This window comes from Vibrio rumoiensis (genome assembly GCF_002218045.2).
Classification (GTDB): Bacteria; Pseudomonadota; Gammaproteobacteria; order Enterobacterales; family Vibrionaceae; genus Vibrio; species Vibrio rumoiensis.
Map to the genome: position 1 here is coordinate 119,623 of NZ_AP018686.1, position 16,953 is coordinate 136,575.

Below are 16,953 nucleotides of genomic sequence, written 5' to 3' on the forward strand. Positions count from 1 at the left end.
TTATCGGACTGGAATATGGATGAAAGAATATATAAAAAGATGCTGTATTGATTCGGAAAGAGGATATGTATAACCTGATGGTAAGATTAAGTGATGAGTAAACTCATGAATATGAAAAAGACCACCGTTTCAAAAGAGAAAGGCTCAACGATTGAACGTGTCTTGAGAGTAATGTCATACCTCTCTTGTCATGAAGGTGAGTTTACGACAAATGAGCTTGCCGATAAGATGGATTTACCCAAACTCGCGATGGGAAAACTGGTTCATCAATTAAAAGCGTTGGGTATTTTAAACGAAAATTTAAATAGAAAAATTATTGCTGGGCCTGAGTTTCATCAGTTATCTCTTGAAGTTATACGCAATAGTGTTTTTTCTTCACAACGCATAAATATTCTAGAAAAATTAGCTTCTGAAATTGGTGAAACCTGTGGAATATCAGTACCCAATGGCATTGATATGCTGTATCTAGAACGTGTGCAGACTAATTGGCCTTTGCAAGTTAGTTTACCCGTTGGAAGTTATGTACCAATGACTGCTACGGCATCAGGCAAGTTACACTTAGCCAATTTATCGCAAGAGGTGAGACAAGTAATTTTAGATAATATCGCTCTAGATGTGTTCACTGAACATACTATTGTCGATAAGCTGGAACTTGAAAAGGAGCTCTCTATTATTGCTCAGTTAGGCTATGGACGCGATAACAACGAGTTTATTGATGGCATGGCCGCTGTTTCAGTTCCTATTTCATCTAGTGGGTTGCTATTTGGATACTTATTCTGCCACAGTCCTGTTATCCGACACAGCCTGTCTGATTTAGAAGTGTTTATCCCCAAAATGCAGGAAGCGGCGGATGATATTATGTCAGTCATGCTGAATGAAGAGCAAAGTAAATAAATCGCTAAATAGTTAAATGTTGCTGCAATTTTGTACGCGTTTGCTCTAGAACCGGTAAGAAGGTCAGCAACTCATCTAGACTCTTTCGAGTTTTTGGACAGTGGCAAAATAAAGATGCCAGAAATTTACCCTCAGAGGAGTAGATAGGAACTGCTATTGCAACAAGTCCATCGATAAATTCTTCGTTATCAACACTATATTGACGTTGTCTGATTTTCTTAAATTCAGCTTCTAGGCTGATTTTATCTGTTTGTGTGTTTTTAGCATAACGCTGTAGAGGTAATTGGTTTAATAGCTTATTACGTTGTGCTTTTGCTAGTGAGCTTAAAAATAACTTACCACTTGCGGTAGCCCAAATTGGAGGCTTCATTCCTAAAGGCAGTATTATTTTTAGTGGCCAATTGGTTTGGATACGCTCGTGGTATACCATTTCATTTCCATCAGGCAGGGCAAGGCCACAAGTTTCTTCTACGCGCCTTGATAGACCATGCAATATGGCCTGTACACAAGCTCGTTTTTCATTATAACTATGTATATTTAAAGCAATGCGTTTCAGTTCTGTGCCGGGATATATATTGCCTCGATTATCAGTAGAGAGAAAATGCTCTTCATCAAGTTGCTGGGCTAAACGATGATACGTCGGTTTAGGAATTTTGGAATGAAAAATAAGATCCGGCAGTGAAATGGGATGCTGCTGTTGTGCCGTTTGAGTCACTATTTCTACAACACGGCTAACGGCGTTAGCTTTACTTTCCATGTTGGCTTTGTTATCCATATTGATACCTGTTATCCCTGAATTTTTTTGATTATATCTTGTATATCAAATAGCTAAAAGTGCTAGCCTGGGAAGATGTGCTCAACCTTACCTAAAAATGGTGCTGGCATAACCAATGTACTTCCAGAAAGTGGTTGTTCACCTCTAGCTTGGTCGGTCATTCCATACCAAGCGGTGGTAATAAATAACGAATTTAAATTTTCTCCACCAAATGTACAGCGTGTGGCATGCTGTACTGGCAAGTCAATCACATCTAAGCGTTGACCTAGTGGGTTGTAAATACTGATACAACCCTTATTCCAATGGCATACATGTATGTTTCCCATACTATCGGTTGTGAGCCCATCGGGTAAGCCTTGCTGCTCTTCAAATTGAATGAAAACCCTTTTATTTATTACGACTGACCAATCATTGTTCATTTGTAATTCTATAACTTGGCCTCTAAACATGTTTGATATATATGCACGCTTGAGCTTTGCATTGAATGCGATTCCGTTGGCCACGGCATAATTATCATCCAATTGAGTTAGAGTGTGTGTCTTGGCCTGATAGCGATAAATACAGCCATCAGGTCGATCTAGTTGCTGCTCATTCATAGTGCCAAACCAAAGATCACCATTGGGACAATTTACCGCGTCATTAAGTCTAATATGCTCTATACCCTCAGTGGGGTCGAGGATAAATTCAAAGTTTTTAAAGTTAAAATTACATCGATATAATCCGGTTTTGGTTGCTGCTAGCCAGTCTGAATTTTGTGTTGGCGCAATAGCAGTGACTGCAACTGGTACCTTTATTCGTTGATGATGTTGGCTTGGGAAAGAATATTGATGAATATGAAAACTTTCGGTATCTACCCAAAAAAGCGATTGGTGAGAAGCTAACCAAATAGGAGATTCACCAATTTCAGATAATAGGTGAGTGGCAAAGGGAATAGTTCGATATAGCATTTAATCTCTCATATAAAGACATTTGTTATCAATATAGGAGTTAATTGAGGTTTTAACGAATATTTATGTGATTATTTTTTCCATTTTATAATTAATAAACGACTGGCCACGGAGTGAAACGGATTGCGGCTCTTTAACGACAAACCCAGCATGCTCAAAAAAGGGTTTTGCCGTTACACTGACGTTGGCATATAAACGAGTTAAATGCTGTTTTTTGGCTTGGATGTGAATATGGCTCATTAATGCCCGGCCTACACCACAGCCCTGATATTGATGATGACAGAAAAAGTGATCAATCAGCCCATCAGGTTGTAAATCGGCGTACCCGACAATCTTGTGATTAATTTCTGCAATATAAGGGCAGAGTTGGTTGAGATGAGCAATCCAATCTTTCATATTGATGTCTTCAGATGCCCAAGCTTCCACCTGCGCTTGAGTGTAATCTTGAAGATTCACTTGGCGGATGGTATTGAAAAATAAGTGCCAGAGGGTTTGTGCGTCCTCTGGCTGGTAGGTGCGTATCTTAATCATTCAAATTCCTGAAAATGAAACCTTGCCACTCTTGCTTCGGCCATGGTGCAGTGGGTGGCTTCCATTAGCTCATTTAACGTGATATCTGGATGGTATTGGATTAGTGAGGCGAGTTGAGCAGCTTTGGATTGGGGTTTGTCATTCTGCGCCAGTAAACCCGCTTGCAGTTTGCTGATGAGGTAATCCATGGTTTCATCTTGCTCGGTTTGTATGCGGCTGAGCAACAGCGTCAAGTTTGCTGTGGTGCCGGTGAGCTGCCAATTACGTGAGCGACGAATACGTTTCAGTTCGCAGTGATGATCGAGGGCGATCGCTTTGGCGCGCTTGCAAGTCTCTCCACCAATTCGGTGTATTAATGAAGGAAGGGCAATACAGGGAAGGGTGGGTTGAGTTTTCTTATTCGCCATTAGTGTCGCTTTGTTTGTTCGTTGAAATCATGCTGAGTTTGGCCCCTGCTAGGTTAATCGGTTTGCTGTCTTGCGGGTTATATAGAGCACAGCTATCAAGAGATAAGCAACCGCAGTTAATGCAACTGCCGAGTTGTGTTTGTAATGCCTGTAAGCTTTGGATCTTTTGAGTGAGCTGCTGTTGCCAATGTTGAGCAAGGATTTCCCATTCTTCTTTTTTTGGCGCTCTATGCTTGGGAAGGCAAGCCAATTGTTCGGCAATGTCTTGCAAGGTGAGCCCTACGTTTTGCGCCGCTTTAATGACCGCGATACGACGAAGAATTTGCCGAGGATAACGACGTTGATTACCCGCATTTCGGCTACTGTAAATTAACCCTTTCTGTTCATAAAAATGTAAGGTTGCGACGCTTATCCCTGCTCTTTTGGCAACTTGCCCAACGCTCATATCCATATTTATTACCCTTCATTGGTGCCTGCTGGAAACCTCAGTTTAACTTAAGGTTTATTTAAACGCATGCTTTATACCCAAGTGACTTCAAGATGCAGAATTCAGAGCTATCATCCAAACCTTTAGGCAAGGAAGATTGGCGAAGGAATGTAGGCACCTTTCAAACCAATCTGACGCGGCATAAAGGTTTGAATGAAGCTCCCGAAGGGTAAGTTAAAACAAGCTTTATGCCGCGTTAAATTGACCAGAGATAGAATCACTATGATCATATTCAATTTGCCTTGCCTAAAGCTTGTTTTATTCTTGCTGAAATTCATATCTTGAAGTTACTTGGGTATAGTCATGTAGGTTTTTAACGCTTGGTTAAACACGTTGATTTTTTGCTGTAAGTATTTTCGATGGCTATATACCGCGTTCACTGGGTAGGCCCCAAAATCAAAATCAGGCAGAAGGGTTTGTAAACCTCCGGATTCAATAAAGGGATCGACGGCAAAATCAGGGCTAATGGTAAAGACATTGGCATGAACGGCCAGATAAGCGGATGCCAACGCATTGTTAACCGAGATAGTCGGTTGGATGGTAAAGCGAAAAGTTTCACCGTTTTTGTAGCATTGTCTCAGTTTTGGGCCCTTATGGTTACTGTCATACACCGCGGGAAGCTTGGAAAGATCTTGCGGAATGAGAGGCTCACCGAAATGCTTGATAAAGGCCGTAGAGGCGCACACTTTGAGTGACATGTGGCCAACGGGCACTGCAATTAGATCTGAATCGGCTAAATGACCAATACGAATCGCTAAGTCGTAACCTTCTGAGACAAGGTCAACAAAGCGATCATTTAACACCACATCGATATTAATATCCGGGTGTTGTTGAATAAATTGCGCAATAAATGGCATTAAAACACATTCACCAAAGGTCGTTGGGGCGCTAATTCGTAACCGTCCGGCAATTTGTTGTTGGTCGGTGCGTAATCCAACTTCTACCATCGAAATATCATCTAATATTCGCTTGGCTTGTTCGTAATACGCCTTGCCTGCGTCGGTAAGTTGCAGCCCGCGAGTCGAGCGGTGAATCAACCTAACTTCTAATAAATTTTCAAGCTGAGTGATGTGAGTGCTCATTAACGCTTTGGTTTTTCCAAGATGCTGCGCTGCGGCGGTGTATGAGCCTTTTTCGGCCACATGGACGAAGCTATTCATTAAGTTAAGTTTATCCATGTTTCCTACATCCTGCGATTTTACTGTAAAAAATTATTGAACAATGTGTTTATTATTAGCTGTATTGTCAATTAAACGCAAGTGACGCAAACTCTATTTCATCCAGTCGGGAATGCTCAAAGTGAGTGATCCCTTAACATGTTTGTGAAAGGAGAGAGTATGAAGTTAGCGCCTGTGATGTTTGTTGGTCATGGCTCTCCAATGTTTGCCATTGAGCAAAGTCATGCACGTGATTTACTTGAACAGCATCGAACGGTGTTTGATGGCGTTAAAGCGATTGTGATTGTTTCTGCGCATTGGGTGACCAATGGTTTTACTGGCGTGACGTCAGATAAAGCGCCGCAAACCATTCATGACTTTGGTGGTTTTCCCACACAGTTATATCAATTGGAATATCCGGCATCAGGATCGCCTGAATTAGCGAAGGCAATTCAGAGCTTATTGGAAGCCGACGGTTTGGATGTTCGGTTGCAAGATCAGCGTGGTTTAGACCATGGTGCTTGGGTGCCATTAATGCATTTAGTGCCAAATGCAACTATTCCAGTGGTTCAGGTGTCTATCAATTCGCATGCCTCTGGTGATGATGTTTATCGCCTAGGTGAGCAACTGGGTTGTTTACGTGAACAAGGTATCGCCGTGATTGGGTCAGGGTCGATTACTCACAATTTACGTGATCTTGTTTTGGACTCAAAGCAGGCGGCCGATTATGTGGTGGAATTTGAACAATGGGTTCGGCTGCAAATCACGGAGTGTAATCCACAAGCCTTGCTAGATGCTCCAAACTTACAAGCGCATTTTTTTCGTGCTCATCCTACTCATGAGCATTATCTACCCCTGCTCGTTGCGTTAGGTGCTAGTCGCCATCGTGATCAGGTTTCAGTGATTGAAGGTGGTATTCAGCACCACGCTTTATCAATGGAATCGTATTTGTGGCAGTAACTTTTATTTAGCCTGTTTTATTCATAAGGATATTTTATGTCAGTTTTACAACGTATTTTGCACTCACCAGCGAGCCTAGCGCCACTAATGTTACGTGTACCTGTTGGGGTGATTTTAATGGGGCATGGAGCTCAAAAATTATTTGGTTGGTTTGGCGGAGGTGGCCTTGCTGGCACGGGGCAATTTATGGCGTCATTAGGGTTAAATCCTGGTGAGCTAATGGCCTTTTTAGCTGGTTCTGGTGAGTTTTTCGGTGGCCTATTTCTATTGCTTGGTTTGCTCACCCGCCCAGCAGCCGTGGTGGTTGCTTTTACCATGATCGTTGCGATAGTCAGTGTGCATTTACCAAATGGTTTATTCCTAGCGAACGGTGGCTATGAGTTTGGATTAGCCTTGTTGGCGATGGCGGTGTCACTAGCCGTTTCAGGAGCGGGTTGCTTTGGATTAGATAACCTTCTTGCCAAAAGCTTTAAAGGTAAGTCGTGACAGAATAATATCTGGCAATAGCGCTCCACAAACGAAAATGCTCAGTGAAAAACTGGGCATTTTTTATGTTTACAATATTGTCGATAACCAAAGAAGGCGTACAATGGTTTAATCTAATTTTAAGTCGAGCCGGAAAATGGAACTTACCCAAGCACTACAACAAATCCAACCTTCTTACATTCGTGAAATTCTGATGGATGCGCAAGCCGAAGGCGTGATCTCTTTAGCGGGAGGCCTACCTGATGGCAATACTTTTCCAATAGCCTTAATGGATGAGTCTTTAACCTCTTTGCCTCAAAAGCCCGCTTTATTTCAATATGGTCAAACCGCTGGTTATGGTCCATTGCTGGATTACTTTCGTACACAGTTTCAGCTTCCTGAGCATCATGAATCGTTAGTCTGTACTGGCTCTCAACAAGCCTTAGATTTAATTGCACGCGCATTTGTTAATCCAAATGACAAGGTGGTCATGGAAGCCCCAAGTTATCTAGGTGCGTTGCAAGTGTTTGGATTAGCGCAAGCGAATGTGATCAGTGTCTCCCAACAAGCGGATGGCCCCAATCTTGTTGAACTTGAATCCTGCTTTGCTGAGCAAGCGCCAAAATTGTTTTATGCGGTGCCCGATTTTCATAACCCGACTGGCGTATCGTGGAGCCTGGAAGTCCGTAAAAAAGTCGCGCATTTGTGCCAACAATATGGTGTGACGCTGGTGGAAGATGTGCCTTATCGTGAGCTGCGTTTTATGGGCGAGATGCTACCTCTGGTGTCTAGCTTTTGCCCAGAAAGTGCTTTAGTGCTGCGTTCGTATTCAAAAATTGCGGCACCGGGTATGCGTATGGGCGTTGTGACGGGGAAAGCTGAATGGATCGCACCTCTGGTGAAAGTGAAGCAATGTGCGGATTTACATTCAAGCATTCCAATGCAAGCGGTGTTGCTTGATTTGCTCAACCACCAAAATTTTCCTGCCCACTTAGAAACGTTGCGTGCAATTTATCAAGAACGTTATTTGTGTTTAGCGGAGCAACTGACCGCTAAATTGCCACAAGGCTGTCACTTTAACCCAGTGGAAGGTGGAATGTTTATTTGGCTAACGTTGCCAGAGTGTGATGATTTCGCTTTAGCCAAGGCTGCGCTGCAAAATAAAGTCGCGGTAGTGCCTAGTTCCGTGTTTTATAAACAAGGTGAGAAAGTGACGCCTGCCCTTCGCTTAAACTTTACCAATGCAACTACCGATGAATTAGTCGTGGCAGTAGAACGCTTAGTCGCTGTGATTAAAGCGGAATGTAAAGTGATCTAATTTCACTCGGTAACGTATAACTCTTTTCAAATAAGGCCGAAAACTGAGCGGTATTCGGCCTTTCATCTTTTAATGATTATTTGCAACCTGCCTCATTAATATGATGGCGCTCATTTCACATACCTGCTTCATACTTAATGTCATCAATAATTAATCTTCATTGGTTATTTTCTAATTATTCCTGATTTCAGATAATAACTGCGACATTCATGGAATGGTGTAGAAGAGGAAACCAACTGCTGAAAGTGGTACGCTCTTCTCGCCAAAGAAACAAGCGGACTACCATGAATTATCAGCAGTTGACCGAGGGAAGACGATACCAGATTTCTGCCCTTTTAGAACAGGGAATTTCAATTTCTGAAATTGCCAAAACCGTAAAATGTCACCGCTCAACTCTCTATAGAGAGTTGAGACGATGCGGTACAAAAGAACAATATTCACCAGATACAGCCCAGCAACTATCTAGGGCAAAGCGATTAAACGCATCTAAGTATCGAGTACCGCAACAACGTGTCGAATTTATTGAGTTTTTAATAACGCAAGACTGGAGTCCAGAGCAAATATCTCACGTTCTTACTCGTATTGGAGAAAAAGTCAGTCATGAATGGATTTACCGTTTTATTGCCTGCAATAAACGGCAAGGCGGTAAACTGTTTCGTCATTTACGCCAAGGTCATAAACGCTATAGAAGAGGCAAGAAAGATAAAGCTCCCGCAATAAAAAATGCCATTTCAATAGATGAAAGACCCAAAGATGTCGATAATCGTACACGTTTTGGTGATTGGGAAATTGATACAGTTCTTGGTAAACATGGTACGGGCGCTATTGTCACAATCTTAGAGCGAGCCACACGGTTTTATTTAGTAAAAAAAGTGCCTTCAAAATCAGCAGAAGATGTGACCAGAGCGACGATAGACTTATTACGGCCATACAAACGATTTGTTCATACTATAACGGCCGATAATGGCAGAGAATTTGCGGGTCATATGGAAGTAGCACAAGCCTTAGAAACCGATGTGTATTTTGCTCACCCTTATAGTTCTTGGGAGCGCGGTGCTAATGAAAATGCTAATGGCCTGTTGAGACAATATATCAAGAAAGGAACAGATTTACGGTCGGTGAGTGATGATGAAGTTGAGCGAGCCCAACTTCGGATAAATTATCGTCCAAAGAAGTGTTTAGGGTTCAAGCAACCAGCCGTCATTTTTAGCAAAATGATGTTGGCTGCTTGAAATTACAAATGTCGCAGTTCGGAGTTGAATTTGGGTTTATTCAATTTATTTTTACTTAATAATATTAATATTAAGTTGGTCTTACTTTCATTTTCGATTCCTATTTATTTCATACTAGATTGTTTTTTTATTCGACTAAATTAAATGAGTGATTGTCAAGGTCACGTCAACTTTTATGAAAACATCCGTTAAACGGTAAAAGGAATTATTATGAAAAAAACAGCAATAACACTTGCGATGCTCGGCTTAGCTGCAGCGTCGTCGAATGCATTCGCCGATGGTAATGATACAGCGTCAGTCACACTTACTCATGCGGTGCCATTAGTATGTAATATTGGTTTACTGGCAACCGGTGATACGGACACATCGCTTGGTGAAATCGCAGAATTAAGTGCGGGACATAATAAAATATTAGAGCTGAATAATATTACTGATAAAAATCCACAAACGATCAGTGGGGCGGTAAAGTGTAACTCTAATGATGGCTATAACATTGATGTCAGCCTCGCTAATGGTGGGTTATTTAATAGTGATGGTGGAGATACCATCAGTTATACGCTTACACCTGAGGTTAAGAATGGAACGAGCCTTCAAGCTACCAATGCACCATTTACTTATAGCAGCGGTGCGAACATGAATGGTGTATTTACTTCAGTCTATGATCCAAGTGAACAACAATTCAAACTCATTTTAAAAACAACTGCGGGTGCGTTTGATAATGCAGGTAGTGGTCACTACACCGAAACGATTACCTTTTCTCTTGTCGCTTTATAGTTTTGTAAAATAAAAAGAGGGGGGCTTCCTCCTCTTTATTATTTAAGGTTGCACTATGTTTAAAATAATATTTTTTATTATTACTTCGCTATTTTCTATACCCGTGATCATTGAAGATGCTTGATTTTATCTTTTAACAGGATCATGCTAACAAACATGAAAATAGAATTATCCAACCAGAAGAAGAAACAGCTCGAACGAATGCATGACTCTGCGCGTGATGGTCGAGTGCGCGACCGCATTAAAGCGGTCTTGCTTGCGTCTGAAGGTTGGTCAAATTCTATGATTTCGCAAGCTTTGCGAATTCATGAAACTACCGTTACTCGTCATATCAATGATTACTTGAAATCTGAAAAACTCACACCAGAAAATGGCGGTTCTCAGAGTAAGCTCAATGCAGCGGAAACAATGGCGCTTATTGAGCACCTCGCTGAGAATACTTACTTTCATACTCATCAAATTGTTGATTACGTTCAGTCTGAATTTCAGGTCACCTATACGGTTGCTGGTATGAACAAATGGCTACATCACAATGGTTTTTCTTACAAACAACCTAAAGGTGTTCCTCATAAGTTTAACCCTGAAGCTCAACACGCTTTCATTGAATATTATCGTGAACTGAAACAACGCGGCGAGCCTATCTTATTTATGGATGCTGTGCATCCAAGCCAAGCGACCAAAATCACTTACGGCTGGATCCGTAAAGGTGAAGATAAAGTGATTGAAACCACGGGTAGCCGTACTCGGTTAAATTACATTGGTGCTTTAAACTTAAATAATATTTCAGCCACGGTTGTTGAAAATTACGACACGGTAAACAGTGAGAATATTGCTCGTTTCCTTTGGAAACTTAAGAAAGAACATTACCCATTAGAACAAAAAGTACACATTGTTTTAGATGGTGCAGGCTATCACCGTAGCCAGTTAGTCAAAGACTTTGCAACCATGCTGAATATTGAGCTTCATTATTTGCCTCCTTACAGCCCCAATTTAAACCCAATTGAGCGACTGTGGAAGGTGATGCATGAACATGCAAGAAACAATGTATATTTCCCCACAAAGGCATCCTTTAAGGGTGCCATCGATACATTTTTTGATGTGACTTTACCTGAAGTTGCAAGTTCACTAATGTCTCGAATTAATGATAACTTTCAAGTATTGAAACCTGCAACTTCAAGTTGATTGGGTATATATCAGCTTTAGCTAATGTCATGATCACACCACTTTCAATGGATATAGATATAAAAAAACCAGTATCGAGTTATACCATTGAAAATAAATCTGGTGAGCAACAAACCTATTTGGTTAAAACCTATTATCGGACGATGGATTCGATGGGGCGAGAAATTAATAAAGAAACTAAAGAATTAAGAATTTTCCCGAGCAAAATCATATTGAATCCAAGTCAATCGAAAAGAATTAAAGTGATGTACTTAGGGAAAAAGGCGATACCCGATGAGCGTTCTTATCGAGTGATTTTTGAACCGATCACGGTGGGTGAACAAGAAGGGGTGAAGTTTAATTATAAATTTGTCACTTCCGTATACGTGACACCAGAAAAAGCCGAACATAATCTCGTGGCTAAAATGGATGCCGGTAAGATTTATATTCAAAATCTAGGGAATAAACACGCGGTACTCAATAATTGGGGATTAGTGTTTAACCAAGGTTCTAGTGGTGAAGTGACTTATAAAGATGCACTGCCTACGATTAATATGCTCGCGAAGTCTCATGTAGTGCTTCCCATCAAATCTGGCATTGCTCCACAGAGCGTTAATTCGATTGATATTCTTGAATTTGAAAAATGAAACGCTGGGCTGCTATTGCGTTATTTTGCTTACTTAGTGGGCAAATGAGTGCGTGGGCTGAAGATAGAATCCCAATGCCCATTGATGTTGATCTGCCGACCAAGCGAGTACAAATCACTGCTTACTTATCCAATGAAAACGTGGCAGATTGGCAGCTCGATAGTGGAGAGTTTGTCGATAAAGTTTCCCCTCTTGTTCTAGACAGCATCAAAACCAAACTTGTAAAAGAATTTATGGATACTCGGATTGTCGCAAGTGATCTGAAAAAGCTCGGTTGGAGTGCGAACTTCGATGAAGATATGTTGATCATTACGATTGATATACCGGCAGAACAGCTTGAAGAAATCGACATTCCTTTTGGTGGCTATTCGTCTAAAAAAGCGTACGCCAAAAACGTGCGAATGATTGAGCCAAGCCCCGTCAGTGGGGTGTTCAATTTTTATTATACTCATACCCATAATTTGGATGATACATCGCAATATTCCGATAGCTTAGCGTTGCGTACAGGGATTGCTTTAGGGCCTTTAACCCTTGAAGACGGGCACACTTTCTCTCGAAATAGTATGACAGAGGAAATGCGAATCCAGCGTGATGCTTCTCGTTTAATGTATGATTTACCGAATAATTACGGCTTTATTCAAGTTGGTGATTACTATTCTGATACGCAAATTCAGCAGCTCAATCCGGGTGATATTTTTGGCCTATCCTATTCCTATCAACCTCAATATCTACGTGACTACTATCGCCCTAATTCGGTACCGATTGTTCTAGAATCGACGTCGATTGTGACGATAAAGATCAACGGTGAAGATTTTCGCCGTATTCGTTTAGCTCCGGGACAATATAATTTACGCGATTTGCCGATAGACAATGGCGTGAATGAAGTCGAAGTGAGTTACATCGACCAAGGTGGCTCAGAGGTTGTGAAATATTACAACCTAGTCAATGTCCCCGAGATTTTATTAGCGGGTTCGCTAGAAACGCAGTGGACCGCCGGCTATGTTCAGTATTACAACGACGAAGGCGTTAAAGAGCTTAACGATGAAGTGCCCGCAGCGCAGATGGTGTTGTCGTATGGCTTAACAAGCTGGTGGACAATTTCTCCCAAAGTGGAATGGCAACAAGATGTACAAGATTATAATTTGCTGCATAACTTTGCGGTAGGGGATAACTTTCTCACTTTAGAAACGGGATTAAAGCAAACCCAGGAAAGTGATTTTTATAAAGGAAAAGTGAGCTACTACTTGCCTGAAACCGCTTGGGGCGCATTGAATAACACAAATATCAGTTATGAATATAGCTATCAAGAGCCAATTATTGGTTATCAGACTCAGCAATATATTCGCTTCAGTACTGGGCTCAATTTACCGATGAAAAATGGCTATATGTCATTTAATGGGTATTCTCGCTTTGATGATAACGTCAATGTTGAGAATTCATTAGCGCTGAATACCAGCTATCGATTATGGGATTACTTGAGTTTAGGGCTGAACTTGCGTTGGAAAGAAACCAATGGCGACAGTGAAGAAAGTTTTGCCATTTCTGCCAATATTCCGATCAGTCTTTTTGATCAGCGTTTTAGTGTGTCATCCCGATATGACTCAAACAAAGAGCACAGTGAGAATGCGTTATCGTTTTATCATTATGGTCTTGATCAAAGCTGGCGGGGCACCGTCAATTTACGCGATCAAGAGTATGACGGTGCCGATTTTTATTATAAGAAATATGGCGATTACTTAAACGGTAATATTAGACTCAGCTCCAATAATGAAATTGATACGGAAAATAGAACTCGAGTCGGTAGTGTTGGGTTAGAAACCGGAATTGCGTTTTCTGGTACCAATGTTGCGTGGACATCACCGGTCAGTTCTGGCTTTAGCATTGTGACGTTAGACGATAAAGATGACGATTATCGACTCGTTAAAAATGACTATGGCCGCGTTTCGATTGTGCCGAAAGCGCAAGGTGGCTCAAAGAGCTTGGTCACGGAAGTGAGTAATCGTCGTGAGCGGCTAATCGAAGTCAATACTCGCGAATTGGCCTTTGATAAAGAATTAGAATTTTCACAGTTTGTGGTAAAAGGAGGGTTGCGCCGAGGGTCTAGTGTGAATTTAGAAATGATTAAAGGTTTATTGGTGAGTGGGCAATTAGAGGTTCAAGGCAAGCCTTTAGTCGATGTGGTGGGGGAGTTTGTCTCGGAAGATGGCAGCCGAAGCTTCCCATTTTATACTGGTATGCAAGGCGAGTTTGAGCTCGACATGATCCCTAAAGGACAATATGAACTCAGCTTTTACGATGAACAGTACCAATCTCAAACGGTTTATATTGATGATGCACAATCTGTTGATGGTATGTTTGTGCAATTAGATCCATTAACGGTCAAGGTTCGATAAATTTATCTCTTTCATTACACATGATACTACCCGAACGGTCCATTTTATCCGTCATATAAGGGTAAATGGCATCGTGCCCACCTTTTAGCTTGCACTCTGTTTTTAACATTGATTTTTTTAAATGCTTTATATAAATGAGATTTTATTGTGTGCTCGCTAACAAAAAGTTCATTAGCTATTTCCGTATTACTTTTACCGTTGGATAATAAATTAAGGACGTCAATTTCTCGGCTGGTTAATTCAATTGATGTCGTGGTGATTGGTTTTATCGATTGAAGATAGAGTAGCATTTCAATCAACATCGAACGCGGTATCCAATGTTCCCCTTTTAATACTTTAGTTAAGCCTCTGATGAGTGTTTCTTGATCTTCATAATGAGAAAAGTATCCATACACATTCGGCCACTGTAATAATTTTTGTGCGGAAATACTGTCTTGAGTATTAAGTAGCACCGTGCTGATATTATCTTTAAAACCACGTAAATATAACTCCCATGGCTGATTGGACGTAGGCAAATTGGCGAGATCGACCAAGATCAATGCTGGCTTATTCCAATCATGGTAAGCAAAGGTATGTTGGTTAACAAGTGTGATTGATGGCCCTAAAGACTCAGATAGTAACTCTTTCATTAATTGACTCTGAATACAACTAGTAGAGAGTAGCATGACATCCATGTTCTTCATTATATTCCCTTGGTAATAATAATACATTCATTATATATAGAGCATATATTCTTATTCGCAATTATTTATTAATGATAAAAACACATTCTGATGTTTGCTTTTTGTTTTCAATGTTTAATGTTTAGGGATTTCAAAGGCTTCTATTTTTTACTGTGTTTTTTAATTGTTGGTGACTTGGGGTGTGTTTTTTTGTTAATTTAATTACATATAAACTTAAGTTGATTTTCGTTGTGTTAAAATAAAACTAAAGTGCTATTTGTTGTGTTTCTATTAAACTTTAGTTTCCTTTTTATAATGGTGATAATTAATTAATAATATAATCGTTATATTGAATCATACTTTTTAAATACTTAATTAAAAAAGTATGATTCTTTAAAAGGGAAATTGTGACGGTTAAAATAATGTTTAGATAGCTTCCCCTGCTTCATCTTCTTCCACGATATCGCTTTCTAGACTGGCCTCATAGAGCCATCTCTGTATTGCTGGGCTAGTGATGACTTTTTGTTGATATTGACGTGCCAGATCAGAAAGTGGTATTTGGTAAGTTTGAAAGCGTAGTGCGATGGGTGCATACATGGCATCGACTATCGACCATTTACCAAACAGCCACTCATCTGGATAGTCGTTCATTTGCTGTGACCACATTTGGTCAATTCTGGCGATGTCATTGAGTGCACTTTGACTTAATTCGACATGTCGGGTTGCCCGGCAATTCATTGGCGTTTCGTTACGTAAAGCGGTGAAGCCAGAATGCATTTCACAGGCAATAGCACGGGCTTTGGCTTTTTGACGAGGGTCGGTTGGCCAGGCGCTACCCTCTAAATATTGTTCATTGATGTACTCTAAAATTGCCAGTGAATCCCATACGATTACATCCTCATCCTCTACTTGCTTATCAACTAAAGTTGGGACTTTCGCTGTAGGGGTTATCTTTTCTAGAGTTCGATAAAATTCGGGTTTGAATAAGGGGAGTTTTATTACTTCGATTTTGAGGTCATGCTGAGCAAAGATAAGCCAGCCGCGCAATGACCAACTCGAGTAATTTTGGTTGCCGATATAAAGTTGCATAATCGTTCCTTATTGATGTGTATGTCCGTATGTGGATTTACTGTAAAGGATTGCTTCTTTGATAACGAACGGATAGTTTTGATATCTGGTATTAAAAACATTGATGGATCAAGTGAGTAGGTCAAATGGATATTGATGCACTTCGTAGTTTATTAGCTTTTGTTGAAACTGGCAGTTTTACCCGCGCGGCGAAACAGATTCATCGAACTCAATCGGCATTGAGCGCTCAGATGAAAAAGTTGGAAGAGGAAACCGGGGCGAGTTTATTTACGAAAGATGGCCGCAACCTTGTATTGACGGAAGCAGGGTTGAGTTTAAGTAGCCATGCCAAGCAATTGGTCACCATGCACGATCAAGCCCTGCAGCAATTGAAATCGACCAAAGGTAAGCGCTCGTTAAAGCTTGGTTGCCCTGAAGACTATAATGATACGATTTTGCCGGCTTTTATGGCGACTATTTATGCAGTAGAGCCAAAGTGTTCTGTACATATTTACAGCGAGCCAAGTGTTACATTAAGACAGTGGCTCGATGATGGAAAGCTTGATGCGGCGATTTTAACTCGGCAGCCTAATACAGAAGAAGGCTATTGGTTAACTTCTGATCAAGGTGTTTGGATTGCCTCACATGACTACCAGTTAAACCTAGCTGAAGACGTTCCTTTAGCTTTATTTCAAAGCGATTGTAAATATCATGCAGCGGCGATTGATGGTTTAACAAAGCGAGGCGTTCGTTACCAATTACTCGCTTGTTGTAATACGGCTTCTGCGCAGCGGGGATTAGTGGAACATGGTTTAGCGATCGGTGCGATGGGAAAACTGAGCACTGGCGATAGCGTGAAAATATTACCCGATATGCCACCGTTACCCGCTGTTGATATTGTTCTGTCAGTTTCGGCGAAAGGCCACCCAATCTTACATTCGGAGTTTTTAAATCAACTTGGAAATCTATATACCCAAGTGACCTCAGGTTGAAGAATTTAGAGCTATCATCCAAGTCTTTAGACAAGGAAGATTTGCGAGGGAATGTAAGCACTTTTTGAACAAATCTGACACAA

General features: G+C 40.9%; 18 protein-coding genes. 10 read left to right on the forward strand and 8 right to left on the reverse strand.

The features are described from left to right. Positions 1-105 precede the first annotated feature (105 nt). A complete protein-coding gene (locus tag VRUMOI_RS13130; RefSeq protein WP_231897545.1) occupies positions 106-894 on the forward strand; it encodes an IclR family transcriptional regulator in 789 nt (262 codons plus the stop codon). 4 nt (positions 895-898) lie between these two features. Here the strand turns inward: VRUMOI_RS13130 and VRUMOI_RS13135 are convergent, their stop codons facing one another. The 6 genes from VRUMOI_RS13135 to VRUMOI_RS13160 all read right to left on the reverse strand — a co-directional run bounded on the left by VRUMOI_RS13135 (position 899) and on the right by VRUMOI_RS13160 (position 5,219). Then, positions 899-1,669 (reverse strand): IclR family transcriptional regulator, encoded by a 771-nt coding sequence (locus VRUMOI_RS13135; RefSeq protein ID WP_231897546.1) that lies wholly within the window; start codon positions 1,667-1,669, stop codon positions 899-901. A gap of 62 nt (positions 1,670-1,731) precedes the next feature. Continuing rightward, positions 1,732-2,616, reverse strand: a complete 885-nt coding sequence (locus tag VRUMOI_RS13140) for an SMP-30/gluconolactonase/LRE family protein (RefSeq protein ID WP_089139247.1) — start codon at positions 2,614-2,616, stop codon at positions 1,732-1,734. 63 nt (positions 2,617-2,679) lie between these two features. After that, the gene (locus tag VRUMOI_RS13145; RefSeq protein ID WP_089139246.1) at positions 2,680-3,147 is read right to left on the reverse strand and encodes a GNAT family N-acetyltransferase; all 468 of its coding nucleotides are present in this window, start codon (positions 3,145-3,147) and stop codon (positions 2,680-2,682) included. After that, entirely contained in the window at positions 3,144-3,554 is a 411-nt protein-coding gene (locus tag VRUMOI_RS13150) for a ribosome recycling factor family protein (protein WP_089139245.1), read from the reverse strand. Before VRUMOI_RS13150 ends, VRUMOI_RS13145 begins: the two co-directional genes overlap by 4 nt. Next, positions 3,544-4,005, reverse strand: coding sequence for a redox-sensitive transcriptional activator SoxR (gene soxR / locus VRUMOI_RS13155; protein ID WP_089139244.1), 462 nt, complete (start codon positions 4,003-4,005; stop codon positions 3,544-3,546). Before soxR ends, VRUMOI_RS13150 begins: the two co-directional genes overlap by 11 nt. A 323-nt stretch (positions 4,006-4,328) precedes the next feature. Further along, positions 4,329-5,219, reverse strand: coding sequence for a LysR family transcriptional regulator (locus VRUMOI_RS13160; RefSeq protein ID WP_089139243.1), 891 nt, complete (start codon positions 5,217-5,219; stop codon positions 4,329-4,331). Between the two features lie 159 nt (positions 5,220-5,378). Between VRUMOI_RS13160 and VRUMOI_RS13165 the strand changes: the two genes are divergently transcribed. The 8 genes from VRUMOI_RS13165 to VRUMOI_RS13200 all read left to right on the forward strand — a co-directional run bounded on the left by VRUMOI_RS13165 (position 5,379) and on the right by VRUMOI_RS13200 (position 14,148). After that, positions 5,379-6,158 carry a DODA-type extradiol aromatic ring-opening family dioxygenase gene (locus VRUMOI_RS13165; protein ID WP_162598400.1) on the forward strand — a complete coding sequence of 260 codons (780 nt, stop codon included), beginning with the start codon at positions 5,379-5,381 and terminating at the stop codon, positions 6,156-6,158. 36 nt (positions 6,159-6,194) lie between these two features. Next, positions 6,195-6,644, forward strand: a complete 450-nt coding sequence (locus tag VRUMOI_RS13170) for a DoxX family protein (RefSeq protein WP_089139241.1) — start codon at positions 6,195-6,197, stop codon at positions 6,642-6,644. Positions 6,645-6,780: 136 nt separating this feature from the next. Beyond that, positions 6,781-7,941, forward strand: a complete 1,161-nt coding sequence (locus VRUMOI_RS13175; protein ID WP_089139240.1) for an aminotransferase-like domain-containing protein — start codon at positions 6,781-6,783, stop codon at positions 7,939-7,941. A gap of 284 nt (positions 7,942-8,225) precedes the next feature. Continuing rightward, complete coding sequence (locus VRUMOI_RS13180) at positions 8,226-9,173, forward strand: IS30 family transposase (RefSeq protein WP_110410617.1); 948 nt, start codon at positions 8,226-8,228, stop codon at positions 9,171-9,173. A gap of 210 nt (positions 9,174-9,383) precedes the next feature. Next, on the forward strand, positions 9,384-9,947 hold the full coding sequence (locus VRUMOI_RS13185; RefSeq protein ID WP_110410667.1) for a hypothetical protein: 564 nt from the start codon (positions 9,384-9,386) through the stop codon (positions 9,945-9,947). 156 nt (positions 9,948-10,103) lie between these two features. Beyond that, positions 10,104-11,129 carry an IS630 family transposase gene (locus VRUMOI_RS13190; protein ID WP_110410610.1) on the forward strand — a complete coding sequence of 342 codons (1,026 nt, stop codon included), beginning with the start codon at positions 10,104-10,106 and terminating at the stop codon, positions 11,127-11,129. A gap of 29 nt (positions 11,130-11,158) precedes the next feature. After that, a complete protein-coding gene (locus VRUMOI_RS13195) occupies positions 11,159-11,755 on the forward strand; it encodes a fimbrial biogenesis chaperone (RefSeq protein WP_162598401.1) in 597 nt (198 codons plus the stop codon). Then, a complete protein-coding gene (locus tag VRUMOI_RS13200; RefSeq protein ID WP_110410669.1) occupies positions 11,752-14,148 on the forward strand; it encodes a fimbria/pilus outer membrane usher protein in 2,397 nt (798 codons plus the stop codon). Before VRUMOI_RS13195 ends, VRUMOI_RS13200 begins: the two co-directional genes overlap by 4 nt. A 44-nt stretch (positions 14,149-14,192) precedes the next feature. Here VRUMOI_RS13200 and VRUMOI_RS13205 read toward each other — a convergent pair whose 3' ends face one another. Beyond that, positions 14,193-14,831 carry a LuxR C-terminal-related transcriptional regulator gene (locus VRUMOI_RS13205; protein WP_162598402.1) on the reverse strand — a complete coding sequence of 213 codons (639 nt, stop codon included), beginning with the start codon at positions 14,829-14,831 and terminating at the stop codon, positions 14,193-14,195. 405 nt (positions 14,832-15,236) lie between these two features. After that, positions 15,237-15,899 carry a glutathione S-transferase family protein gene (locus tag VRUMOI_RS13210; protein WP_110410671.1) on the reverse strand — a complete coding sequence of 221 codons (663 nt, stop codon included), beginning with the start codon at positions 15,897-15,899 and terminating at the stop codon, positions 15,237-15,239. A 125-nt stretch (positions 15,900-16,024) separates the two neighbouring features. Here VRUMOI_RS13210 and VRUMOI_RS13215 point away from each other — a divergent pair, with 125 nt between their 5' ends. Further along, positions 16,025-16,870 (forward strand): LysR family transcriptional regulator, encoded by an 846-nt coding sequence (locus VRUMOI_RS13215; protein WP_110410672.1) that lies wholly within the window; start codon positions 16,025-16,027, stop codon positions 16,868-16,870. The last annotated feature ends 83 nt before the right edge of the window (positions 16,871-16,953 follow it).